Genomic DNA, 23,403 nt, shown 5'->3' with positions numbered 1-23,403 from the left:
TGGCTAGCACGGCAATCTCCCAAACGAAACTCGGCGGCGAGCATCAATACTCGACATCTCAAGCTCGGATTTGACGCTTTGCTGAGCGAAAGCAGCACAAGGCAGCGTAGTCTGACGAGAATTGGCTTTCAACACGCACGCTGTAAGCCATCGGACATGGCTTTCGATGCTTTGCCACAGCTGCATCTAAGCCAAAGGCCTCCGGTGGGCATGCCGGAGGCCTTCTCGGAGGTTAAGTTAGACCTATGGAGCCGCTTCTTTTCTCCTCTCGCTAATTCGTCAGAGTCTCACCAGTTGCGTTGAGCGCGGAGCAACAACTGGAGGCTATGCTGGTCCTTCAGTTCATACACACCGGCCGGCTTAGCGATGCCGGACTGCAGCGGCAAGGTCACTGTGCTTCCGGTCGCATACTTCTGGTCGAGCATCGTGTAAGCGACCTCGGTCGAGAAGGTTAGATTCTTGACGGGGTTCCAGCGCGTGATCAAGCCAACAACAGAGTAGTTAAAGTCGGGGTTGCAACCAGCCACGCCGCTCGACAGCGCAAGAGTTGCGACGAATGCGCCGCAGATGTACCCCTTGGCCGTGTCGTTGTAACGCACAGCGCCCCACCCACCGAAGATGGCCGTGTTCCAATATGGATTCCAGTTGTGAGTGTAGGCGCCGTTGAAACCGTATGTCGTGGTCAATTGCTGGTCCGAGCCGGCAACGAACACCGAGTCGGAGACACCAGCGAGGCCGACGCTCTGATAAGCTCCCGCCAATCCCGTACCGCTATATATCGCGTAAGTGAACGGCGTATATTGCTGGAAGTTGTAAACGCTTGCACCGTTCGTGTAGACACCCTGGACGTTTATCGTGTCACCGGCGCCGGTCGGGACATTTTTGATTGATAGTGCAAGCTGACCGGCCCAGCCCCACTTGTCTTTTGGATGCCCCGTCGCTTCATCGGCACCATAATAACCAGCGTGGTTGTCATGCGCGGCGACCGATGCCTGGAAAAGGCCCCAAGCCTGGTCGGCACGCAGCATGGCTACGAGATCGGGAGACCGCGAACCGCCGATATTGTTGACACCGTATGCGCCAGTGGCAAGACCTGCAGCCGTCGCACCGCTCACGTTCCAGATGTTAGTAGTATTGCGGATAACCTGGTCCTCGGCCGAGAAGGAGGCCGTGATGCCTTGACCGAAGTCAGCGGTATACGCGAACTGGTTAACAGCCTCCCACCCGCCGCCGCCGGGCATGCCGTCGAAGGCGTTCCCAGGATAGTTGGTCCAGGGGGAGGAGAACTGCGACTGCGCTCTACCGAAGGTGAACCCGGCAAACTGCATGAAAGCGTAGTAGACAGAGAGCGAGCCACCAGAAATCATTCCGCTGCCGCTCCCGGCGGGATTGCTTCCACTATAGGCAGTTGCGCCGTTAATCGCCGAGGTGCCGGCACCGGAATAGCCGCCCGCAGTCCAGGTGAACGCCAACTCAGCGTATGTGCGAAGGACACCATACTCGGTCGCGGTGCGCGTATCGACGTTGAAGTCGAAACGAGACTGACCCGTGTAGTAGTTGCTGAGGCGGTTGTGCGCGCCACCGACGCCGCTGGCGGCGGCGCCCCAGACGCTGTTCGTGCCTAGCACGGTTGTAGCGCGCACGAAGCCGCCGAGCTTGATGCAAGTGTCGGAGCCCGGGACGTAGTAGAAGCCGGCACCATACAGAGAGCAGATTTTCACATATTCGACTGCCTTGGCCTTTACGGGAAGATCGGCAGCCTGCGCCCCAGCGCCACCGAGCATCGCGGCGGAACCCAGGATAAAACTCTTCATCAACTTCATTGCTGAACCTCCAAGCTGGAAACGTCGTTTCCGTCCTTCAAAGATCCGCCGCTGCTAGCCTCGCCGGGTGGACGGGTGCTTGACGGACGACGTCGAGGCGCCCCCTCTCCGTCCATGGGACATCTAATTCGCCAAATCAATTGTTGCAATTAATTAATTTCAACAGCCGATTGTTCGGCCACAAACGTTGCAATCTTGCAACGTTCTCAGACAACGGGCCGCACGCGATCATTCGGCAACCAAAAAAACCCCCAGGGGGCATCCTGGGGGTTTTCCTTGGAGATTCCTACATGATCGCTGAAGAGCCTTTCCAGCGATCTGCCCGTCGATACTAACTAAACTTAATTGTATTTGTCAATTGTTTTTTTCGGTGGCCCACATGACGCGAGAGCCTTTCCCCATCGGCGCAACACGGATACCTCTCCATGCTGGGCTAGCCTAACCGAGCGGGCTATCGGAGCCCACCGGTATTGGCGGAATGACCAAGATGGCTGAAAAACAAAGAATCGATAGAGCGGTTAGGGACTTCATCTGGAACATTGTCGAGATCCATTCCCAACTTGAGGAAATACACAAGAGCTGGGCGCAGATATTGGGATTAACCGAGCCACAGTGGTTGATCCTAATGGCCGTTGACGAACTCGATGACGGTCGCGGTGTCTCTGGGATCGCGGTTGCAAATAAACTGCGCATCCATCCGGCGTTTGTTACTAACCAAACGAAGAAGCTGGAAACAGTGAATTTTCTGGCGCGCGAACCATCGCCCGATGATGCAAGATTCGTCCAAATGTCTCTCACTCAAAAGGCGCGTGCGGAAATCTCGAAGCTGTCGATCAAGAGAGAAGCTCTCAACTCCACATTGTTGGATGGGCTAGATGAGGCATCTCTTGACTACCTCAATAAGCGGCTAGCCGCGATCGCAAAAAATAGCCGATTGGCATCGCAAAAACTGAGCATAGGAGTATTGTAGCGTGAATGGGCTAGTGCTGGCTCAGCCTCGCCACCTCGATTTCACCTGAATAAGGATGGACCTGTCTGTAAACAACATCCGGCGCACGTCGAGCACTTGGGCCACTCGCAAGCCTCCGAAAGATACTGGCGACGGGACGATACTGGCGAGTGACGCCGTGGTGGACACGACCGGAGCGGCGGCTCCAGCGGCATCAGGCCTACCTTGTTATCCCGTCGCAGTGGTCGTAATAGTAAGCTGTCTGTGAAGAGCTCCAGATTGTCGAGCGGAATCGATTTTTTGTGACCGCTGGATGAAATGCCGTCATCGCAGCGGAGGGAATGTCGCCACAACAGTCGAAGAAGGAGGCAATCTGCATCCCCAAGCTGGATCAAATCATCAAACGTGAAGCACGAGCCATTGAACTCGGCGGCAAGCTCTATTCTTTCCGGATTCCTAGCGGTGATCCGCTATGGAGCGGGATCTTGTGCGAGCTTTTGCTCCAACCATCTGAAGATGCAGTCGTCTGAGGTCACGAAATTCTCAACATTTCCGTCTGGGAATCCCCGCATGATCTGCGGCATGGCCAACTCCAAATCGATCCGCGCCGCCGTACAGTCAGCTTGTAGATTGATGGCCTCTGATACGCCGACAATGCCCCGTCCGCAGGCTACGACGAGTATTGGACAGTTCAATTGTCGCGCCAATCGTGAGCGATACGCTGGCGTCAGGTCCTTATCCGCGCCATCTGCGGTGCTCGTTATCCAGCCAATGGACCTCAGAGACCGCGTCCAATTCCAAATGCCACCATCACAAACCGCCGCAGCAATGCGGCGATCATACCTGGCGAAATCAGTGGCTAAAACAGCCGATAAACCGTCTCCGTAAACGGCGATGCGAGTGCTATCGACGTCAGGCCGACCTGACAAATAATCGAAACAACTAGACAACAACACTTTCGATTGGCCGCGCGAGTGATTTTCGAGGTCCTCGTAAGAGATAACAAGGACGGACATGCGCCGACCAATCACCACAGGTAAGAGCCTGCCGAGCAGCATCGCCCCTGTTTCTTCTTCGCTGCTGATACAAATGACTGCAGGGGCGGGTGAGTTGGGAGTACTAGCAGGCAAGTAGTAGGCTAAAAGTTCGTCCCGATCGCAGCACGCAATCTGTACGCTCTCCACCTTATGACCGAGGGCGGATCCGATTCTCTGAAAGCCAGTTTCGACTTTGGCTGAAACGTTTGCACTTCGTGGATCATTGTCAGCAACTAGCCTCCTGGCAACTTCGAAGGCAGTTAGCGCGCAAAGCCAAGCCTCCGTGGCTTCGTCGAAGGCTCTTTTGTTTATTTTGAGGTCAGCAAGACGGCAATAAGCATCTCCAGTCTTTGTCCATGTTGCGACCCAGTTCTGCCGATCCGTTTCTGCGCGGTCCTCCTCTGCCGATAGTCTGTCCAAGAACGCCGAAGCGCCCTGCCGTGCGGACGCAAGATCGCCCCTCACATGAGGCCAAGCACCAAACTCCATCGATTTTCCCCTCGGTGCAGATCCCTACCCCTTCGGTCAGCATGCGGTCGTTTGTCTGCTCGTGTGGAGATCAACCTATCGTTAAATGGTTGCTCCTCAGGGGTTGGCTCGTTTTCGTCTCCTGTTATCAGGAATCGGTCGCCGAAATTTCCCAATGGAAGGGCTTGCACCTCCGAAATTCTGCGCTCGAAGCCGATTGCACGATTTTCTTATGCGCATCGACCATCGGCTGTTCAAGAGAAAACGAACGAGAGGCGATGTGAGCGTCCGTGTGGTCCCCCGCAGATCCCGCCCGATGCCCACAAGCGCGAGTGCCTTGGAAGCCGAGTTTAGTGTGTTCCGGCGGGCGTCGCGCGTCCTCAGGCCCGGCGCTCAAATCGCGGTCTTTAGAAGCGCGCCCGGAGCTGTCGACTTTGACCGCCACCAAGTGATGTAGAGAACGATTAGCCAAGCCACGGGCAGAAGCATCAGTATCGATGCTATTGCGGCAATTCTTGAATCGATCTCGTGGCGTACGTTTTCCCGCATCTTCAAAGGCAGGGTGCGAATCGAGACTCCGCTCACCAGCGACGTTTCGACAACCTCATCGAAAGAAGTGAAGTAAGGCAAATGGGTACCGCCGATGACACTTGGCCGGACCACGCAAAGTCTTCAGCGGGCAAAGCAGGCGTTAGCACAACAGTGCGTGGTGCACGGCTGAGTTTTTCGGCGCCGCACTCCGTCAGGTCTCGCTACACCAAAACAACAGTGAGCTGCTAGAAAGAATCGAACCGGCACGCGCAAAGTCGTGCCCAGCGCGATGCCGCAAGAATGTTCCTGCCATCTTGAGTTCAACTGAGCTTGCCGCGTTCGGGGGACCCATCCACGCTACTCCACGATTCTGGGTCCATCATAGCCAAGCTGGCGGGCCAGTATCTGTAGCGTGTTCTCGTCCAGAAGCGGTGGGGCCCGATACTCCGCGTCTCGGAGAAGGCGCATTGCCTCACCCGGGATGTTACTAAACAATCCCTGCCGATGACTGGGGCGGCTCGCCGAATCGATTGGTGTCGCCGAAGGCGGGAAGGATCAGCATGGGCGCGCGAGGGAGGTGGTGTCGGCGGTGGCGGAGCGCTATCGAACGGCAAGGCGAGCTGAAAAGGGACGCATCCTTGATGAGTTGATAGCAACGACGGGGTGGCATCGCAAGCACGCGTTGCGAGCATTACCGACTGTTGGGAGGAACAGGGCCGGATTGCCATTGGGTGAGAAGCTACCGGCGCGGCCGAGCTTACAAGCAGCGGCGGCGCAAGTACGCCAGCGTCGCGACGTGCTGATCGCGCTGTTGGAAGTCTCCGATCGCGTCTGCGGCTAGCGCCCGTGGCGATGATCCCGGCGCTGTTGCCCGCACTCGAGCGGCATGCCGGGCTGAAGCTGACGAGCGCAGAGCGTGCCCTGCTGGTATCGGTGAGCGCGGCCACGATTGATGGGATGTTAATCGAGGTTAGAGTTGCGGCAGCGGGTGGTCGCCGGCGGGCGGGATCGGATTTCTACTCAGCGATTCGACGCGAGGTGCCGATCCGAATCTTCAACGACTGGGCGAACCCGCCGCCGGGCTTTTGCGAGATCGACATGGTCGCGCACGGCGGGACGAATGTCGTCGGTTCGTCCATCCAGACGCTGACGATGGTGGATATCGCGACAGGATGGACGGAATGCATGCCTCTGGTGGCTCGCGATGGCAGTCTCGTCGTCGAAGCGATGAAGCGAGCGCGGGGTTTGTTCCCATTGCTGATCCGCGGCGCCGACTTCGATAACGACAGTGCGTTCATGAACGACGTTGTTGTTCCGGGTGCCGAATACAGAAGATCGAGGTAACCCAGTCCCGCGCCTACAAGAAGAACGATCAGGCTTTCGTGGAACAGACGAACGGCGCGGTGGCCCGACGTCGCCTACGGGCGCTTCGATTGGGTCGAGCCAGCGCGCGTGACGGCACGTCTCTACGCGGCGGGCGCCTGCACGTGAGCTTCTTCCAGCGTTTAGCTCAAGGAGAAGCGTCGCGAGGGCGCAAGGCCATCAAACGCTATCATCCGCCGGCCACACGGTACGAACGTGCGCTATCACATCCGAAACTTGCACGAGCGATCGAGCGGCGTCTGCGCGAGACATACCGCACCCTCGATCCCGTCGAACTGCTTGGGTCGCCGGCCAATTCTGCGTGATCTGGAACGACATTGTAGGCCGACCGCATAGAGCACGAGTGCTCAAGCGGTCGACACTGCGAGAAACAAGGGTTTGCAGGCCGACGATGATCTGTGCTGCAACTATTGGATCGATGGTCAATGCGGCTTGGCTGCATGGTTACCCGTCACAATAAGGTCGAACTGGTCAAGCGAGGCTAGAATCAGGCCATAGCAAATGCCGAACTTACCGACTTCCAGCCAGGCGTGTTGTGTATGGCATATACCTGAGAGATGTCGAAGCGGTTCAGGACACCTTCCTGGACCATCCTTGCCCGAGGGGAGCACTTCTTCCGCCGGCTGACAGATCAAAGCAACCGAGCCCTTGAACTTGCGTGTCTTGGCAAGATATTTCGGGGTGCCCAGCAGCATGGCTGTGTCACCGTCATGTCCACATCGGTGCTTCTTGCCGGGCGCCTCAGACGACCAAGGCTTGTCGAACCTTCAAGCATGCGCAGAGCATCCATGTCAGCCCTGAAGCCGATCGTCGGGCCATCTCCGCCTTCACCCTGGATAAGTGCGACGACACCGGTTTCAGCTATTCCGGTTTTGATGTGATTGATCCGAAAGACCGGGACGGTGAAATACATCAAAAAAGGCGCCTGTACGCGGAATTTCATCAGTCAACAACAAGATATGCTGTTTTTGACTGCTATCGACCGGCATTACGATCAATGCCATTCCAGAGGAGCTGCGGTCGGGTGCGGTGATCCATTCATTAGGCGCCTCCCCGACGTTCTAAGCACTGAACGGATCTAAGAAAGCGTTTCTTGAGCCAAAACGAGGAAAGTCCCGTCGATGCGCTTGTTCGCCGCTACGATTTCCACGGAATCAAACACATTCTCCCCTCTCCCGACCGGCCTCGAAGCGTTCAAGGACGGCGTGTTTCTGCGGCCGGGCGAACATCCCCAAGATGCGCCGCTGTTATCCACGGCGCCGCTGTGGGTGGCGCGCCGGAGTGCGGCGGCCGAGAGCTTCACACTGATCGAGGGCAGCTGCTTCGAAGCTCAGCCTGGCGGCACCATGAATCGGCTTGACTACGAGTTCTTGCGTGATGAAATCCTGGGCCAACTCAAGGCGGCGCTGCCTCTCGATGGTGTTCTGCTGGGCCTTCACGGCGCTATGGTTGCGCATGGCTGTGACGATGTCGAAGGCGACATATTGGAGCGCGTGCGCGCTCTCGTTGGCCCGAAATGCGTGGTCGGCGTCCAATTCGACTCGCATTGCCATCTGACGATTAAGCGCGTCAAACTCGCCGATGTCATCGTCCTCTACAAGGAATATCCCCACACTGATGTCGTGGAGCGCGCCGAAGAGCTGCTCGACATCGTGCTGAAAACGGTGCGCGGACAAGTGAAGCCGGTCATGTCGCTCTATGACTGTCGGCAGCTAGGGAGCTATCCCACGACCCTGCCGCTGATGCGCAGCTTCGTCGATCGGATAAAGGCGATGGAAGCCAAGGCGAGCGTACTTTCGATCTCGATCTGTCATGGCTTTTCCCTTGGCGACGTCCCGGAGCTGTCGGGCCGCATCCTCGTTGTCATGGACAAGGACAAGTCTATGGCGGATACGCTCGCCACTAAGATCGGCGAGGAGTTCGTCTCGATGCGCGGCAAGACCGAGCCGCGATATTATTCCGTCGATGACGGGATCAGCGCCGCCGTCGAATTCGATGATTCGCCAATCGTAATGGCGGATCCCGCTGACAACGCCGGCGGCGGCGCGCCCTCCGACAACACGAGCATCCTGCGCCGCCTCATAGAGCGCCAGGTCGAGAGCGCTGCACTTGGGCCCGTGTGGGATCCGATAGCGGTGAGGCTCTGCTTCGAGGCGGGCGAGGGCGCCGAGTTTCCGCTGCGCTTCGGCGGCAAGGTCGCCCCCACCTCTGGCGAGCCGATCGATGCCATGGTAACCGTGGTCGGACTGAAGCGCGATGCTTGGCAGAGCTTCGGTCCGACCCGGTACTCGCTCGGTGACTGCGCCGGAGTGCGAATGGGTGGCGTCGACGTCGTGCTTGGCAGTACCAGGAGGCAGGGTTTGGGTCTTGAGCTCTTCCGGAATGTCGGCATCGAGCCGCTGGCCAAGAAACCGGTGGTCGTCAAGTCGCATAACCATTTCATGGCGGGCTATGGCCCGATCGCCAAGAAGGTGATTTATGTAGACAGCGACGGGCCGTTGCGGTGTGACTACCGGAAAATTCCCTACACGCGCGTCAGGCGCCCGATCTGGCCACTCGACGAATCGACTACCCCCGGTCTTATCCTTTGAGCAAGAATGCTCGGACAGAAGCCTCCCCAGCGTTCAATTTGACCCATGTCGAACGAATTTCAGCACCTGGAGGCGAATGCCCGCGTGAGTCAGTGTTGATCCACACCGAAGGTCTGACCATTCCAGGTCCAGGTTGGCGAAATCTGCCAGACGGCGAGGGGCAGCGGATGAACCTGCGCCCCGCGTCTCACTTTGCGGATCTTCTCCCTCGATCGGTTTCCGATGATCTGCTGTTCCAGCGTCCAGCGCAAATGGCCGGCTGGGAGGCAGACGCACGACTTGCATCTGCTGTCCTTTGCTGATCGTCATCGTATCAGTCCCGTTGGCGTTATCATGCCGCAGCGGCCTCGGGCCGCTCCTCGAAAGGGCGGCCCGAATCATCCCCTCAGGTTGCGGGCTCCAGGTGCTGCGAAGCCGGTCTCTTCCGCCACCACATGAAGTAGAGGGCGATCAGCCAGACGACCGGCAGAAACGTCAAAAGCGCTCCTACGGCGGCGATCGTGGGATCGATCTGCTGCCGAATGTTCTCCAACATCTTCAACGGGAGGGTGCGCAACGAGAAGCCACTCACCAGGGAGGTGATGACGACCTCATCGAAAGAATGGATGAATGCGAACATCGCGCCACCGATGATTCCAGGACTGATCAGTGGGAGCGTCACTCTCAAGAACGTCTGCAGCGGTCCGGCACGGAGGCTTTGCGCGGCCTGCTCAAGGCGCCGGTCGAATTGCGCCAAGGTGGCCGCCACGATTACCACGACCGTGCCAATCGCGCCGATGCTGTGCGCCAGGACAATGCCGGCCAATGTTCCGATCAGGCCAAGTTTGACCAGCCCGAAGTAGATCGCGATGCCGACCACGATGACGGGGAAAGTGATGGGCGACAGGATCACCATGGTCAGGAAGGCGCGAAGTCGCGGGAACGTTCGGCTGAGTCCGTATGCCGCAAGGGTCCCCACGACTGTCGAGAGAAGGGCGACCAGAAAGGCGATCCGGGCGCTGTTCCAAACCGCTTCCGTCCAAGACGAATCCCCGAAGAAAGACCGGTACCACTGAAGCGAGAGTCCCGATGGCGGAAACTCCAGAAACTCGCCGGCGCTGAACGACATGATGATCACGATCACGCCGGGGCACAGCAGAAAGATCATAAAGAGGACGGCATACGCTGCACCGAGAGTCTCCGACCAGCGGCCGTTTCTTCCGGCCATATAGAGCTGTGAGGCCCAGCGATTGGCCCGGTAGGGAATCAGTACTTCCTTCATGCCCCTGGAAAGCGCCCCGAACGAGGGAAGCCGCCGCCTCCAAGTGTCCTCCGCAGACCGGGCAGCGCCTCTATGGGCGGCGGAAAGATCGAGCCCGAAAATGGACAGGATGACCACTGCGATCCCGAGGAGGATGAAGGCCGAGGCCGCCGCTCGTGCGATATTGAAGGAGGTCTGCACCTGGGCCACGATGAACGTCGACAGCATAGCATCGCGCAACCCGCCCAGCGCCTGCGGAGTGATGTAGAATCCGAGACAGACCACGAAGACCAGCAACGATCCGCTGCGAACGCCGGGCAGACTCAGCGGGAAGAACACGCGCCAGAAGGCGGCAAGGGGTTGCGCCCCCATGCTTCGGGCCGCCGCCAAAAGCGACTTATCGATGCCCTGCATCACGCTGAGAAGCGGCAGGATCATCATCGGCAGCATGATGTGCACCATGCCGATATAGACAGCCAAGCGGTTGTAGAGCAGTTGCAATGGACTAGATATCAGCCCCGTGTTGAGCAGCAGATTATTTATAAGGCCATGGTCGCCGAGGATAATTGTCCATGCATAGGTGCGTACCAGCCCGCTGGTCAGCCAAGGAATGAACACGAGAACTGTCAGAACGACCTTGAGGCGTTTCGGCGCTGCCACAATCAGATAGGCGATCGGATATCCGAGAACGAGGCATATCGCCGTGGCGACAACGCTGATCTCAATCGTTTGAAGCAGGACAGTGACGTTCGACTGATGCAGGAAGAAGTCCCTGTAGTTCGCCACGGATAGATTTGGCGCGTTGAGGCTCGTGAAAAAGAGCTGGAGCATCGGGATGCCGAAGGCGAAAAGAAGGATCGCAAGGGCCGGAACGGTGAGCCCGATCGGCATGCGCGCCCACTTATGAAGGGTCTTCATCCGCGCTGCCTTCGGTTCATCAAGCTGCGACGAAGCGGATATCGGAATCCAGCCAGTCGAGACGGACCGGCGAGCCCGGCGAGAAGGTCTGCTGCCCTGACGTCACGTGTTCGCGCACCACGAGTGACTGGGTGCCAATCCGCACTCGATACTTGCGGTACGGACCGGCATAGATCACATCGTCCACGACGCCAGCTACGGATTGGCGGAGGCCAGCGTCGGAGCGTTTGGGACTTGAGGGATCGGCGATGCCGATGCGCTCCGGTCGTATCATGGCCACCGTACCTGGAGGCTGCGCGAGATCAGCCTCAACGATGAGTTCTGGATTTTCGAAGACGTTCGCCTCTCCTAGGAAGTTCGCTACAAACCGCGTCGCTGGCCGGTCGTAGAGAGCTTCCGGCGTGTCGGTCTGCTCGATCCGTCCGGCGCGCATGACGACGATTCGATCTGATAGCGTGAGCGCCTCCTCCTGATCGTGCGTGACGCAGATCGTGGTTTTGCCGAACTCCTTGTGGAGGCCCTTAATCTCCACCTGCATCTGTTCCCGAAGATTGCGGTCGAGTGCGCCCAGCGGTTCGTCCAGCAGGAGGATCGGCGGGTCGGCAATGAGCGCTCGGGCGAGCGCCACGCGTTGCTGCTGCCCGCCGCTAAGCTGCGAAGGCATGCGTGCGCCGAACTCTTTGAGATGCACGCGATCGAGCATCCGTTCGACCCGGGCCGCCCTCTCCGCAGCCTTCAGGCCACGCATCTCGAGTGGAAATTCCAGGTTCCGGCGCACTGTGAGATGCGGGAAAAGCGCATAACTCTGGAAAACGATGCCCTGGTCGCGCCGGTAGGACGGCACTGCGGCGACGGATCTGCCTGCGATGAGGATATCGCCCTTGGTGGGCGCGACGAACCCGGCGAGCAACATCAACGCGGTACTCTTCCCGGAGCCGCTTGGCCCGAGAATTGTCAGAAATTCGCCGCTGCGCACTGTCAGGGACAAATCTTTGACAGCAGCGATCGCACCATACATTTTGGTGACGTCGCGAAATTCGATTTGAGCGGAGGCGAAACCCTTTTCCGACTCCGCAAGCGGCAGGACGGGATCTTTGGTGTGCATGTTCATGACGCGTCCTGATTCTGCCAAGAATGTCGCCGCCAATGGTCCGGGCGCCGAGAATATGGCGGCTTGCATTCGCATGCGAGGCTATCGACGGACCTACCGCCAATCTGACGAGCTGGATCTTACTTTAGAATCCACTCGTTCCAGCGCTGGATCAGCCGCTCGGAGTTCGACAAGCCGTCCGGCCCGACCTGGGCATACCAGTCCACATTGATGAAATAGCTGCCCGGCAGGTAATCGGGGTGGGTAGCAAGCTTGCGAGCTACTTCCTCCGGGATCAGCTTGTAGGCGTTGCGGTTGCTTGGGGCGAGCGCGAACAGCTGGGAGAACGCCGCCTGCCGTTCGGCGTGCGAGCTGAACTCGATGAATTTCTGCGCGTTCTCGAGATTGGGCGCCCCCCGGGGAATGATCCAGTTGTCCCAAGCCAGCTTGCCCTGATTCCTGACGATCTCGATTTGCTGTCCTGCGTCGATCAGGGACTGCGCGCGGCCGTCGTAGGCCTGCACCATATCCGCAACGTTGTCTCTCATGATCTGCAGGATCTCGGAGCCATTCAGCCACCACTTGCGGATGTGAGGTTTGATCTTGTCTAGGCTAGCGAACACACGGTCGATATCCATCGGATAGACGGCGTTCGGATTGACGCCGTCCGCGATAAGGGCCTCCTCGAACGGACCTAGGGAACCGTACTGGCCCGTCCTGAGGGCGCGGACGCCAGGAAAGTTTTTGACGTCCCAGAAATTTGCCCAGCTATTGGGCTTCGGCTTGCCGGCGGGGAATTTGGAACCATTGATACACAAATTCATGGAATAAATCCAACAACCGAAACCGTAGGGCTGCTTGCAGTATTGTTCGATCGCTCCTAGTTCTCCAGAATTGTAGATCGAATAATCGATCTTCTCGAGATTGTCATTTTTCGCCAGCGTGAAGGCCGAGACTTGGCTGAGCAGGACAACGTCGACCGTTACGCTTTTAGCCTTCACCATTGCGGCGATTGGAGCGACATCCAGGTCTTGCGTGATCTGGGTCACCTTGATCCCCGTCGCCGCCTCGAAAGGCTTCACGTAAGCGTCGGAGACGGCTTGGCCGAAGTTGCCGCCGGCGAACGCCACCCTCAACTCGTCCGATTTCGCTGACGCCCGCTTCGGCACGGAAGAGAGTGCGCCTACAGCCAGAGCAGTCGACATGGTGTGCATGAATAGCCTGCGGTTCACCGAAAAGCTCATTATTTGTCCCCTCTCGCGTTTCAATTGGTAACGGTTGTAAGAACCGAATCGGCCGTAACATTGTACGCCTGCACCATCGTCGCGATCCGGGCGGCGTCCATATGCTGCGTTATCTGAGTTACAGTAACCCCGGTTTTGGCCTCGAAAGGCTTCACATAATCTTCGACGAGGGCCTTGCCAAAATTGCCGCCGCTTAACGCCACTCGTAAGCTCGCGTGAGGATTGGGCCGATACTCGGCTACTGACGGAAGACAGCGCGCCGACTGCGCGAACGGACGATGTCGCCTGCATGAAGCGCCTGCAGCTTAGCAAACAGGCTCATTGTTTCCTCCACATCCAAAGACTGCGCTCCGGAAGTTTCCCACTCTTGTAATATTGCCGAGCGCTCAAGTAATATTACCGAGCGCTCAGGCAGAATTTCCTCATTTTGGACGCTACAAGGCCGAAATTCCGCGCCTTGCGCGCACGGTGCGAAGCTTTCATGCTGTCGAACGCGTGAGCTAGTCGTCCGTGAAGGACCCGGACTTCAGTTCGGGACGCGCTGAAGTCGGAGGATGAGCTGGGCGAGGATTTGGCGCAGCAAAAGCCCGAGCCAGCGGAAGAGGCGACGGAAGTTGTAGCCGGCGGCGGCGGGGACGGCATTGGCGGCATCACCTTGACGGTGCCAGAGATAGTTGCGGCCCATCCGGTGTTCGGATTTGAGATGGCCAATGACCGGCTCGATGGCCTAGCGGCGGCGCACCTCGCGTTTGATCTTGGGCGTCACCCGCCGCTTCTGCCCTGAGATGAACACCATGTAGTCGGGTGGCGCTTCTGCTCAAGCACCCGTCGCGCCAGCGCCAGCGCAAGCCGGTGCGGCCTTCGATCTTGCGGGTGATGTCGCGGATGACGCGGCCGAGATAGGTTCTGAGCGTCCTCAAGCTCGGTTGGCGCGCTTGAACTGCTTGGCATGGGCATAGCGCTGATGTTGATCAGCGCGAACTTGCCCACCCGCGCATAGGACTGCCGCAGCGTCAGCCCCTGCTTTTACAAGCCGGACCAGGATCTCGCGCGCCCGGTTCAGAAGCCGCGCGTCGGTCGGGAACATCACGTTCTTGGGCTGCACCGTGGTATCGCGATGATCCGGTTGAGGTCGGCCGGCTTGATCGCCTCGATCTTGGTGGCGACCGCAAGGCTCTCCTGCAGCAGCGCCTGCAGCTTCTCCTCGCCCATGCGCTGGCGCCAGCGGGTCAGCGAGGAGCGATCGAACACCAGGCGGTGCTGGAAGAACTCCTCGCCGCAGAACAACTGGTAATATGGTTCTCCACCCAGCGCTCGCACAGCACTTCGTCGGAGAGGTCGTAGGTGTGCTTGAGGATGGCAAGCCCTGCCATCAGCCGCGTCGGCAGCGGCGGCCGACCCAGCTTGTCTTCGTAGACCCCGCGGAACCGTTCCTCAAGGAACGACCAGTCGTCCGCGCAAGCTTCACCAGGGCATAGTCCATGCCGATGATCGCGTCCAGCCGCGAGCGCAGAAGATCGCCTTGTCCGTTGTCCCTTCGTTCCTTGGGGCGCATCGTCCCCTCCGATGTGACCACGGAATCACGATCCTCGATTCGAGGAATCGCAAAAATGAAATTGCAAGCATTTGGGCCTTCGAACCTAAAAAACTTGAATTTCAAACCTCGTTCCGCTCCAAAAACCGACTCCCGCTCAATCGCTTGGGAGGTTCTTCACGGACGACGAGTTACTGCATGAGCAAGCATGCGCTATCTTCAATATGTGGGCGCGTGGATCGTGTCCGTGGCGTGGTGTAACTGATTGCGGGACACCGCATTCGCCGGCATGGGCCGGATCGGTCAGGTGGCGATTGCCGGGAAGCTGACGGCGGGATCATCGTCCAACGGCGCGACCGTTTCCAGTGTCATGTAGCGGCCGCGCTGGACCGCCCACTCGTCGTTCTGTTCAAGCAGGATGGTACCGACCAGACGAGTGATGGCATTGGGGAAGATGCCGACCACTTCGGTTCACCGCTTGATCTCGCCGTTCACCCCTTCGAGCCGATTGGTCGAGTGCAGCTTGGCGCGGTGCGCGGCCGGGAAGCTCATGTAGGCCAGCACGTCGGTCTCGGCCTGATCGAGGAAGGCCGCGAGCTTCGGCAGTTTGGGGCGTAGCTGATCGGCGATGCGCCGCTATTGCGCCAGCGCCGCCTCGCATCATCTGGGCAAAGCCGGGGGCGATGAAGGCGGGCACAACGCGCCGCCCGCTCTTGCCGGCATACGCCAGCGCGTTGCGCATGAAGTGGACGCGGTAGCGCTGCCAGGTGGCGTTGAGAACTTTTCCAACCATGGCTTTGATCCCATGATGGGCGTCGGAGACGACGAGCTTGACGCCGCGCAAGCGCCGCGCCAGCGTGCGCAGGAACGCGGTCCAGAACGTCTTCGCCTCGGACGGGCCGATGTAAATGCCGAGTACCTCGCGGCGGCCACCGCTGTTGACCCCGACCGCGATGATCAACGCGGACGAGACGATGCGCCTGCTTGGGTGCACCTTCACATAGATGGCGTCGATCCACAGATAGCGCCAATCGCCCTAGGACGCTTTGCGCCGCTTGGGAATGCTAAGCTCGACGATGGCGGCGGGGGTCTCGCAGCTTCGATCGCGGTAGCCGTTGCGCTGGACCAGGCGCTCCAGGCTCTTCTCGCCATAAGCGGCCCCCCGTCGGGCCCGACCTCGAGCTCCATCGGCCGCTGGGCGGCAAAACCGATCATCTCGCGCAACAGATCGGCATCTGGGGAGCGCACGCAGGTTCATCATGTCGTCGGTCATCGGTGGTTCTCGAATCAGGTTGGTGTCGCAATCCAAATCTTACCGACGAATCATCGGTGACCGCCCGCAAAGCCGCTCGCTCGCTACGGCGCTATGTGGGGCGCGCGTCGCGAGCGGCTTCGCTAGCGGCTACACCACTCCTCGGGACACGACCGGCGCGTGCCCTCTTTTGTTTGCCTTCGCTGTGCTGTCGCCCATGAATTAGAGCGTCCGCCGATCATGTTGCAGCGTATCCTGCGGCGATGAAGTAGTTGCGGCATTCGCTTGGTGTGAAGCGGCCGATGCTGCGGCTGATCGCGGTCCAGAGTCCGTCGACCGTTCTTTCCGCGGCCTTGCGCAAGAGCCTTTGAGCTCAGCGAAGGCGTTCTCGATCGGATTGAAGTCGGGGCAAGCTATGCGGGAAAGTGGGTGATGACGGTCTGAGATAGGCGGCGTATCGAGGCTGGTATCGAGCCTGCCAGAATCTCTCAAGGAGAGCGATACACCATGAACGAGACTAGCAACATTGTCTGTTTACGTCAGCCCGACGCGATCGACAATCCACTGACTAGGAGGGACGCGCCCAGGCTACCGCCCGGTGCGAACAATTGCGACCGGCATCGGCCTGCATCTCGACCAGCGTGTCCAGGAGGCGCTGACGGACTTGCTGGGCAAGGACGCGCTCAAACTGTCGCCCGCGGTTTTTCCGGCTGAGGGGGTGAGTGGCAAGGCGAGTACGAGCGCTGGCGGAGGCGCGATCTGTCGGCGCGCGGTACCTGACGTGTGGGCCCGATGGCGTCCTCCTGCAGGCCCCCATGGAAGACCAGGGCGAGTGCATGCTGGTGCTGATCGGCGCGACGGCGGAAGGCAAGAAGGAACTTATCGGCTTTCAGGTCGGCGTGCGGGAGAGCGCGCAAAGCTGGCGTGAGCTCCTGATCGATTCAAGCAGGGCGGGTTGGAGATCGCGCCGGAAATTCTCGGTGATGGTGCGCTCGGCTGGAAGGTGCGGTCTTTCCCGGCACACGGCACCAGCGATGCTGGGAGCATAAGACCGTGAACGTCCTGGAGGACAAGGTCCCGCTCTCGGTGCAGGCCACCATGAAGAAGGATCTGCGCGAGGTCCATTGGGCGCCGAACCGGGCGTCCGCAGAAGCGGCGATCGATGTCTTCGCCGAGAAATACGGGGCCAAATACGGACGGACGGTCGAGTGCTTGGTCGAGGATCGCGACATGCTGCTGGCCTTCTACGACTTTCCTGCCGAGCATTGGGATCACTTGCGCACGACAGATGAGATGGACAAGCAAGTTTTTCAATTGCCGAGATGACGATTGCGGAGATCGCCGCAAGTCCATTCTTTTGTTCGGCCGCGCTGCGGGCCATTTTTCCGTCCCGGCCACCGATCGCGCAGCCGCCGCGCGCAGGGGGCGGTCAAGGCTGGCCGCATTTGCGGCCACCGCACGGCCACTTGCCGCGCTCACCCCAAAGCGCTCGACTGCCTCGCGGTGCGATGCGCCTGTCTTGACCCAGCCGAGACTTAACCCGAAGATCCAGCGAAAGAGCCTTCGATATGCCTGCCGGCCTCCGACCCCGGCGGAGAGTTTGAATCAGCTCACAGCTAATTTTGGGAATCCCCTTCGATGCAGTCAGCTTGGCGATTGTTCTAGAGGCAGGTGAACGGCCTTTCGCTGCACTATCGTCCTCGACAAAGGCTATGCGGGCTTCAATGCTGGCCAGAAGCAGCCCGTGATACCCTAGATCAAACGCGAGTTGCGCCGTCGCCCGGCCAGTCCGAACATCAGGTGGAAGTAGCTCTCTCAGCCCCAAGCGGCCTCAGACGGCTATCGGCCTTGGGGACCAGCAAGACAATAACCGTAGCGCCAGGATCCTGCTTTCCGCCTTTACCAGCTAATGCGCGCAGGGCCGCGAGGCTGCGCTACAGCCGAAGCGTGCAGAGCCTCGACGAAGGCAGCCTGGGCCTGCCCGTACTCGGGAAGGTTGGGCTCAGGCCAGGCAGAGTTGATGGCGATCACGACCTTGTCCTTCGGATAGACGAAGATCGCTTGGCCGCAGTGGCCCAGTGCCGCGTAGGCCTCCCTGTAAATCCACCAGTGATAACCATAGCCCGTCGCGCCTTTATTTGTGGGTGAGAAGGTGATATGGGGGCGGGTTGCGTCGGCAAGCCACTCGCGCGGCAGCACCTGGACGCCGCCAGCCTTGCCACAGCCCAGCATAAATTGGCCGATGCGGGCGTAATCGCGCAGGGTCGCGATGAAGCCGCCGCCACCTAATTCTTGGCCGGCTGAATCTACCGCCCAGAACGCGTCAGTTTCCATCCCAAAGGGCCTCCAGAGCTTGACTGAGAGGTACTCTGACATCGACTTGCCAACCGCCTTGGAAACCAAGACCCCGGCGATATGGGAATCGCCGGTCTTGTAGTCGAACTTGGCCCCGGGCTGATCGGCCCTCGGCAGGCGGCGCATGTAGGCGATGCCGGGATCGACCCCGTCTATGAAAGGTGCCGACAGCAGCAGGGCGTCATCCGAGTTCGGGTCGGTGTAATCCTCATTCCACTTCACCCCCGAGGTCATGGTCAAGAGCTGGCGAACGGTCACGCCGTCATAGGCGCTGCTTTTGAGCTCGTGGATGTAGTCGGTGAGCGGCGCATTCATGCTTTTGATGTAGCCGTCCTGGATTGCCGCGCCGATCAGGATCGAAGTGACTGACTTCCCGACGGAGTAGGAGGTCCAACGGTCGTTCTCTGTGCGCCCGAGGCCATAACGCTCGAGGAGCACCTGGCGGTCCCTCAGCACGATGACGCCGGAGACGCGCTGCGCCTCAATGTGGCGATCCACATCCATGGCTTGCCCCCTCCAAGACCAGTGAGGCGAGATTTGATTGAGGGCTGCAGGCAGGGCGTAAACATGCGGCCCGCGACCTATCGCACGGACCGGATCGATCTTTTCTCTATTGCGGCAGCCGACGATCTGCTGATCCGGGGTCCATCGCAACATCGCCGCGCCACCCCGCGGCAGGGCGGCGTCCTCTGACGCGGCCGCGGTCGCGTTCATATTCTCCACCCCGCGCATCGTTTCTCTCCTTGCTGGGTTTCTTTCGTTGTTAGCGATGTAACGCTTCAAGAACTTATCGAGTCACTAAAGCCGATTTCCGTGATGTAGCGCCACCCATGCCGAAATTCTGCAAAAGATAAGTGGCATGCGAGGTTTTTGTACGAAAGCCCGTCGAGCCTCTGAAAGCAACGCAAGAGATGTTCGAGGTCTTCAAGTGATCGAGATGGCACGACGCATTGCTGCCGACGCCAACAACCTCATGGTCCGGTTCGTTCGCGCAGGCTCTCAGATTGCGCCCGATCGGTAATGTGCGCCAGTTGGTGCCCCTAAGCTAGCCTCGAGCGCCCGAACCAACGATCGGCCCGTCGAGCGTGCTATCACCCTAGGCCTTCGGCTATGTGGGGCCGACCAGCTTAGTCGTCCGTGAAGGACCCGGACTTCAGTTCGGGACGCGCTGAAGTCGGAGGATGAGCTGGGCGAGGATTTGGCGCAGCAAAAGCCCGAGCCAGCGGAAGAGGCGACGGAAGTTGTAGCCGGCGGCGGCGGGGACGGCATTGGCGGCATCACCTTGACGGTGCCAGAGATAGTTGCGGCCCATCCGGTGTTCGGATTTGAGATGGCCAATGACCGGCTCGATGGCCTAGCGGCGGCGCACCTCGCGTTTGATCTTGGGCGTCACCCGCCGCTTCTGCCCTGAGATGAACACCATGTAGTCGGGTGGCGCTTCTGCTCAAGCACCCGTCGCGCCAGCGCCAGCGCAAGCCGGTGCGGCCTTCGATCTTGCGGGTGATGTCGCGGATGACGCGGCCGAGATAGGTTCTGAGCGTCCTCAAGCTCGGTTGGCGCGCTTGAACTGCTTGGCATGGGCATAGCGCTGATGTTGATCAGCGCGAACTTGCCCACCCGCGCATAGGACTGCCGCAGCGTCAGCCCCTGCTTTTACAAGCCGGACCAGGATCTCGCGCGCCCGGTTCAGAAGCCGCGCGTCGGTCGGGAACATCACGTTCTTGGGCTGCACCGTGGTATCGCGATGATCCGGTTGAGGTCGGCCGGCTTGATCGCCTCGATCTTGGTGGCGACCGCAAGGCTCTCCTGCAGCAGCGCCTGCAGCTTCTCCTCGCCCATGCGCTGGCGCCAGCGGGTCAGCGAGGAGCGATCGAACACCAGGCGGTGCTGGAAGAACTCCTCGCCGCAGAACAACTGGTAATATGGTTCTCCACCCAGCGCTCGCACAGCACTTCGTCGGAGAGGTCGTAGGTGTGCTTGAGGATGGCAAGCCCTGCCATCAGCCGCGTCGGCAGCGGCGGCCGACCCAGCTTGTCTTCGTAGACCCCGCGGAACCGTTCCTCAAGGAACGACCAGTCGTCCGCGCAAGCTTCACCAGGGCATAGTCCATGCCGATGATCGCGTCCAGCCGCGAGCGCAGAAGATCGCCTTGTCCGTTGTCCCTTCGTTCCTTGGGGCGCATCGTCCCCTCCGATGTGACCACGGAATCACGATCCTCGATTCGAGGAATCGCAAAAATGAAATTGCAAGCATTTGGGCCTTCGAACCTAAAAAACTTGAATTTCAAACCTCGTTCCGCTCCAAAAACCGACTCCCGCTCAATCGCTTGGGAGGTTCTTCACGGACGACAGCTTACGTTGCGTCTCTCCAAGACAGCACGATTTCGATGTTGTCCGCTGACTCAGATCTAAAACGGCTCCTCGATTTCTCGGCCTTGGTCAGCTCTACGGCTCCGCGAACTGCCATCTATTGACTCGTTGGTTTTGCGAGGCTCATTCGATCTGTAGCGGTGCGCCGGGCGACGCGATCTTGATCGCTGCCGCGGAGTTAAACCTTTTGTGCGCCGCTGTGCTAAGAGTGTCTCGCCGCACAGGCTCGTCCTAGCGCAAATCTCGGGCAATACCTCCTTAGGGATGGCCTCATTCGCTGCAACGACTACAGAGATGCTCAGGAGATCGCCCGGTTTCGGGTCGCCTCCAAATGGAAACTGCTCCTGCATCGCCAGTTGCTCCCGCCGCCGGCGCCCTCTTGCGAACGAGCCAGGATTTGCGCGGCTGAGACCGCGCACAGCCCGCCGCCACCCAGGAAATGGCGCGCCATACTGAATAGACAACGAAACTCGCATGTCGTTGAGATTACGATGTAAAATTACGCCTGCCGATCACGGAACGTGAGCAGCGTGCCGGTGGACACGAGGGATTTTTCGCCCAAGCCCATTTGCCTACCGGGTAATTGGTCCGCCGCGGCCAGCGCAAATCGGTTAGAGTATGTGCCGAGAATCCCATCCTAGGAGATCATAACGAATGGTCTTTCGCTGTGCGCCCGAGGCCATAGCGCTCGAGGAGCACCTGGCGGTCCTTCAGCACGATGACGCCGCCGCGCCTCAATGTCGCGATCCACGTCCATGGCTTGCCCCCTCCAAGTCCAGTGAGGCGGCATTTGATGGTGGGCTGTAGGCAGAGCGTAAACATGCGGCCCGCGACCTATCGCACGGCCCGACGATCTTCTCTCTGCGGCAGCCAACGATCTGCTGCCGCGCGGCTAGGCCGTAGGTGGTATCCTCCGAGCACGCCTCATTCGACTTGTCCACGTCGCCCAAACTCTAAAGATCCGTAGCTCATCGCGGTTTTTCGACACCTAATGTGTCGGGATGCATGAAATCTGCGGAAACAACGTCAAACAGCACAATAAAGGCGTGCTCCTAAGTCTAACATCTAAACTTCGAAAAGCAGCCAACCTTAGAACTACCGGGGCGCTTCGATGCATGCCCGATGGCATTCGGAACCATGAGGCGGAATGCGAGAGATCGCCGCACCCATCAGTAGTTCAATTGATCTCAGAGGTTTGAGATGACCAAATCAAATTCGCTGGTCGAAATCGATCTAGCAACTTCACTTCACCCATCCACGGACGCCCGCGCTCTGGAAAGGACGGGGCCGCTCATCATGGAGCGGGGCGAGGGAATTTATGTCTACGACACTAATGGCAAGCAGTACATTGAGGGTTTGGCCGGGTTGTGGTCGGTTGCCGTCGGGTTCAGCGAAAAGCGATTAGCTGAAGCCGCAATGAAACAAATGGAGAAGTTGCCCTTCTACCATATCTTCTTCAGCAAATCACACGAACCGTCGATACGCTTGTCTGACAAGCTGATCGAGATGGCGGCTGACCCGCGGCTAACAAGAGTATTTTACACGAATTCCGGGTCAGAAGCGAATGACACGGTAATCAAGCTTGTCTGGTACATGAACAATGCCTTGGGTCGCCACCGAAAGAAGAAATTTCTGGCTCGTCAGAAGGCCTATCACGGCATAACGATTGGGGCCGGAAGCCTGACCGGCCTGCCGACCAACCACAGGGACTTCGACCTGCCCGCCATTCCAGTACTGCATCTGACATGTCCGCACTATTACCGTTTCGCAAGAGACGGCGAAACTGAAGCCGAGTTCACTCAGCGCCTGCTGGTCGAAGCTGAAGATACGATACTGCGGGAGGGGCCGGAAACCATTGCGGCGTTCATAGGCGAGCCTGTGATGGGTGGCGGTGGCGTTTTTCCACCCCCGCAGAGCTATTGGCGCGGCATCGAAGCTCTTTGTCGCAAGTATGACATCCTGCTGGTCGCTGATGAAGTAATCACCGGTTTCGGCCGACTTGGCACGACGTTCGCGTTCAAGAAATACGGCTTTTCTCCGGACATCATAACTGTCTCAAAGCAGATCACATCGAGTTATATGCCTCTCGGTGCAGTCTTGTTCGGCGAAGCGATCTACAATGCAGTCGCGGACAATAGCCACAAGATTGGCACGTTCGGTCATGGCTACACTGCGTCGGCCCACCCCGTCGTGACGGCCGTTGCGTTGGAAAATCTGAAGATTATCGAGGAGCGCGATCTGATCGGCAATGCTGCGAGACTGGAAGCGCCATTTCAGAATGGACTGAGGCAGCTAGCGGAACTCCCGTTCGTGGGAGATGTACGCGGGTTGGGTCTACTTGCTGCGCTGGAGCTGGTTGCTGACAAGACCTCGAAGCGTCCGTTCTCGGAACCGGGCCGCGTCGGTGCATTGGCAATGCAAATCGCCCATGATCAAGGTCTCGTCCTGCGCGCCATTGGTGATACACTCGCCCTCTGTCCGCCTTTGATCGTGACAGAAGACCAGGTCCACGAGATCATCGAACGAATGCGGCGTATCTTGACGCTCACTATAGAACGCATTCCGGCGTTGGGTATCGCTTGAAACGACGGAAGTCCTGAGCCAAACAATCCCGGGGCG

Annotated in this window: 12 protein-coding genes and 5 pseudogenes; 5 read left to right on the top strand and 12 right to left on the bottom strand. The window is 59.1% G+C overall.

Going from position 1 to position 23,403, the window contains the following annotated elements:
• Window positions 1-287 precede the first annotated feature (287 nt).
• Window positions 288-1,823 carry a porin gene (locus AAE027_RS32390; protein ID WP_370989970.1) on the bottom strand — a complete coding sequence of 512 codons (1,536 nt, stop codon included), beginning with the start codon at window positions 1,821-1,823 and terminating at the stop codon, window positions 288-290.
• A 487-nt stretch (window positions 1,824-2,310) separates the two neighbouring features.
• Between AAE027_RS32390 and AAE027_RS32385 the strand changes: the two genes are divergently transcribed.
• Window positions 2,311-2,793: a MarR family winged helix-turn-helix transcriptional regulator gene (locus AAE027_RS32385; protein ID WP_370989971.1), complete on the top strand. Its 483-nt coding sequence runs from the start codon at window positions 2,311-2,313 to the stop codon at window positions 2,791-2,793.
• Between the two features lie 449 nt (window positions 2,794-3,242).
• On the opposite strand, the gene AAE027_RS32380 is transcribed toward AAE027_RS32385, so the two are convergent.
• Window positions 3,243-4,298: an alpha/beta hydrolase family protein gene (locus AAE027_RS32380; RefSeq protein ID WP_370989972.1), complete on the bottom strand. Its 1,056-nt coding sequence runs from the start codon at window positions 4,296-4,298 to the stop codon at window positions 3,243-3,245.
• 1,356 nt (window positions 4,299-5,654) lie between these two features.
• Between AAE027_RS32380 and AAE027_RS32375 the strand changes: the two genes are divergently transcribed.
• Complete coding sequence (locus AAE027_RS32375; RefSeq protein WP_370989973.1) at window positions 5,655-6,152, top strand: hypothetical protein; 498 nt, start codon at window positions 5,655-5,657, stop codon at window positions 6,150-6,152.
• 461 nt (window positions 6,153-6,613) lie between these two features.
• On the opposite strand, the gene AAE027_RS32370 is transcribed toward AAE027_RS32375, so the two are convergent.
• Window positions 6,614-6,886: a zinc-binding metallopeptidase family protein gene (locus tag AAE027_RS32370; RefSeq protein WP_370989974.1), complete on the bottom strand. Its 273-nt coding sequence runs from the start codon at window positions 6,884-6,886 to the stop codon at window positions 6,614-6,616.
• Window positions 6,887-7,312: 426 nt separating this feature from the next.
• Between AAE027_RS32370 and AAE027_RS32365 the strand changes: the two genes are divergently transcribed.
• The gene (locus AAE027_RS32365) at window positions 7,313-8,782 is read left to right on the top strand and encodes a M81 family metallopeptidase (RefSeq protein ID WP_370989975.1); all 1,470 of its coding nucleotides are present in this window, start codon (window positions 7,313-7,315) and stop codon (window positions 8,780-8,782) included.
• A gap of 385 nt (window positions 8,783-9,167) precedes the next feature.
• On the opposite strand, the gene AAE027_RS32360 is transcribed toward AAE027_RS32365, so the two are convergent.
• The 7 genes and pseudogenes from AAE027_RS32360 to AAE027_RS32330 all read right to left on the bottom strand — a co-directional run.
• The gene (locus AAE027_RS32360) at window positions 9,168-10,940 is read right to left on the bottom strand and encodes an ABC transporter permease subunit (protein ID WP_370989976.1); all 1,773 of its coding nucleotides are present in this window, start codon (window positions 10,938-10,940) and stop codon (window positions 9,168-9,170) included.
• Between the two features lie 19 nt (window positions 10,941-10,959).
• Window positions 10,960-12,045, bottom strand: a complete 1,086-nt coding sequence (locus AAE027_RS32355; RefSeq protein ID WP_370990010.1) for an ABC transporter ATP-binding protein — start codon at window positions 12,043-12,045, stop codon at window positions 10,960-10,962.
• Window positions 12,046-12,170: 125 nt separating this feature from the next.
• Window positions 12,171-13,274: an ABC transporter substrate-binding protein gene (locus AAE027_RS32350; protein WP_370989978.1), complete on the bottom strand. Its 1,104-nt coding sequence runs from the start codon at window positions 13,272-13,274 to the stop codon at window positions 12,171-12,173.
• 20 nt (window positions 13,275-13,294) lie between these two features.
• Window positions 13,295-13,477: a hypothetical protein gene (locus tag AAE027_RS32345; RefSeq protein ID WP_370989979.1), complete on the bottom strand. Its 183-nt coding sequence runs from the start codon at window positions 13,475-13,477 to the stop codon at window positions 13,295-13,297.
• Between the two features lie 323 nt (window positions 13,478-13,800).
• Window positions 13,801-14,829 (bottom strand): annotated as a pseudogene (locus AAE027_RS32340) (IS5 family transposase).
• 282 nt (window positions 14,830-15,111) lie between these two features.
• Window positions 15,112-16,081 (bottom strand): annotated as a pseudogene (locus AAE027_RS32335) (IS256 family transposase).
• Between the two features lie 217 nt (window positions 16,082-16,298).
• Window positions 16,299-16,468, bottom strand: a pseudogene (locus AAE027_RS32330) (IS630 family transposase); the annotation flags it as partial.
• 99 nt (window positions 16,469-16,567) lie between these two features.
• On the opposite strand from AAE027_RS32330, the pseudogene AAE027_RS32325 reads away from it, so the two are divergent.
• A pseudogene (locus tag AAE027_RS32325) lies at window positions 16,568-17,359 on the top strand (transposase); the annotation flags it as partial.
• A gap of 600 nt (window positions 17,360-17,959) precedes the next feature.
• Here the strand turns inward: AAE027_RS32325 and AAE027_RS32320 are convergent.
• Both AAE027_RS32320 and AAE027_RS32315 read right to left on the bottom strand, forming a co-directional pair.
• On the bottom strand, window positions 17,960-19,198 hold the full coding sequence (locus tag AAE027_RS32320; RefSeq protein WP_370989980.1) for a serine hydrolase domain-containing protein: 1,239 nt from the start codon (window positions 19,196-19,198) through the stop codon (window positions 17,960-17,962).
• A gap of 370 nt (window positions 19,199-19,568) precedes the next feature.
• Window positions 19,569-20,597: pseudogene (locus tag AAE027_RS32315) on the bottom strand (IS5 family transposase).
• A 1,387-nt stretch (window positions 20,598-21,984) separates the two neighbouring features.
• On the opposite strand from AAE027_RS32315, the gene AAE027_RS32310 reads away from it, so the two are divergent.
• On the top strand, window positions 21,985-23,367 hold the full coding sequence (locus AAE027_RS32310) for an aminotransferase (RefSeq protein ID WP_370989982.1): 1,383 nt from the start codon (window positions 21,985-21,987) through the stop codon (window positions 23,365-23,367).
• The last annotated feature ends 36 nt before the right edge of the window (window positions 23,368-23,403 follow it).

The organism is Bradyrhizobium sp. DN3 (assembly GCF_041357655.1).
Classification (GTDB): domain Bacteria; phylum Pseudomonadota; class Alphaproteobacteria; order Rhizobiales; family Xanthobacteraceae; genus Bradyrhizobium.
Note: the sequence above shows the minus strand (reverse complement) of the source record. Positions and strands in the feature narration are given on the sequence as shown.

What these genes read in the sequence shown, in the direction of transcription:
- AAE027_RS32390 (WP_370989970.1), bottom strand. Translation starts at nt 1,823, where the DNA reads ATGAAGTTGATGAAGAGTTTTATCCTGGGTTCCGCCGCGATGCTCGGT.
- AAE027_RS32385 (WP_370989971.1), top strand. Translation starts at nt 2,311, where the DNA reads ATGGCTGAAAAACAAAGAATCGATAGAGCGGTTAGGGACTTCATCTGG.
- AAE027_RS32380 (WP_370989972.1), bottom strand. Translation starts at nt 4,298, where the DNA reads ATGGAGTTTGGTGCTTGGCCTCATGTGAGGGGCGATCTTGCGTCCGCA.
- AAE027_RS32370 (WP_370989974.1), bottom strand. Translation starts at nt 6,886, where the DNA reads ATGCTGCTGGGCACCCCGAAATATCTTGCCAAGACACGCAAGTTCAAG.
- AAE027_RS32365 (WP_370989975.1), top strand. Translation starts at nt 7,313, where the DNA reads ATGCGCTTGTTCGCCGCTACGATTTCCACGGAATCAAACACATTCTCC.
- AAE027_RS32360 (WP_370989976.1), bottom strand. Translation starts at nt 10,940, where the DNA reads ATGAAGACCCTTCATAAGTGGGCGCGCATGCCGATCGGGCTCACCGTT.
- AAE027_RS32355 (WP_370990010.1), bottom strand. Translation starts at nt 12,045, where the DNA reads ATGCACACCAAAGATCCCGTCCTGCCGCTTGCGGAGTCGGAAAAGGGT.
- AAE027_RS32350 (WP_370989978.1), bottom strand. Translation starts at nt 13,274, where the DNA reads ATGAGCTTTTCGGTGAACCGCAGGCTATTCATGCACACCATGTCGACT.
- AAE027_RS32310 (WP_370989982.1), top strand. Translation starts at nt 21,985, where the DNA reads ATGACCAAATCAAATTCGCTGGTCGAAATCGATCTAGCAACTTCACTT.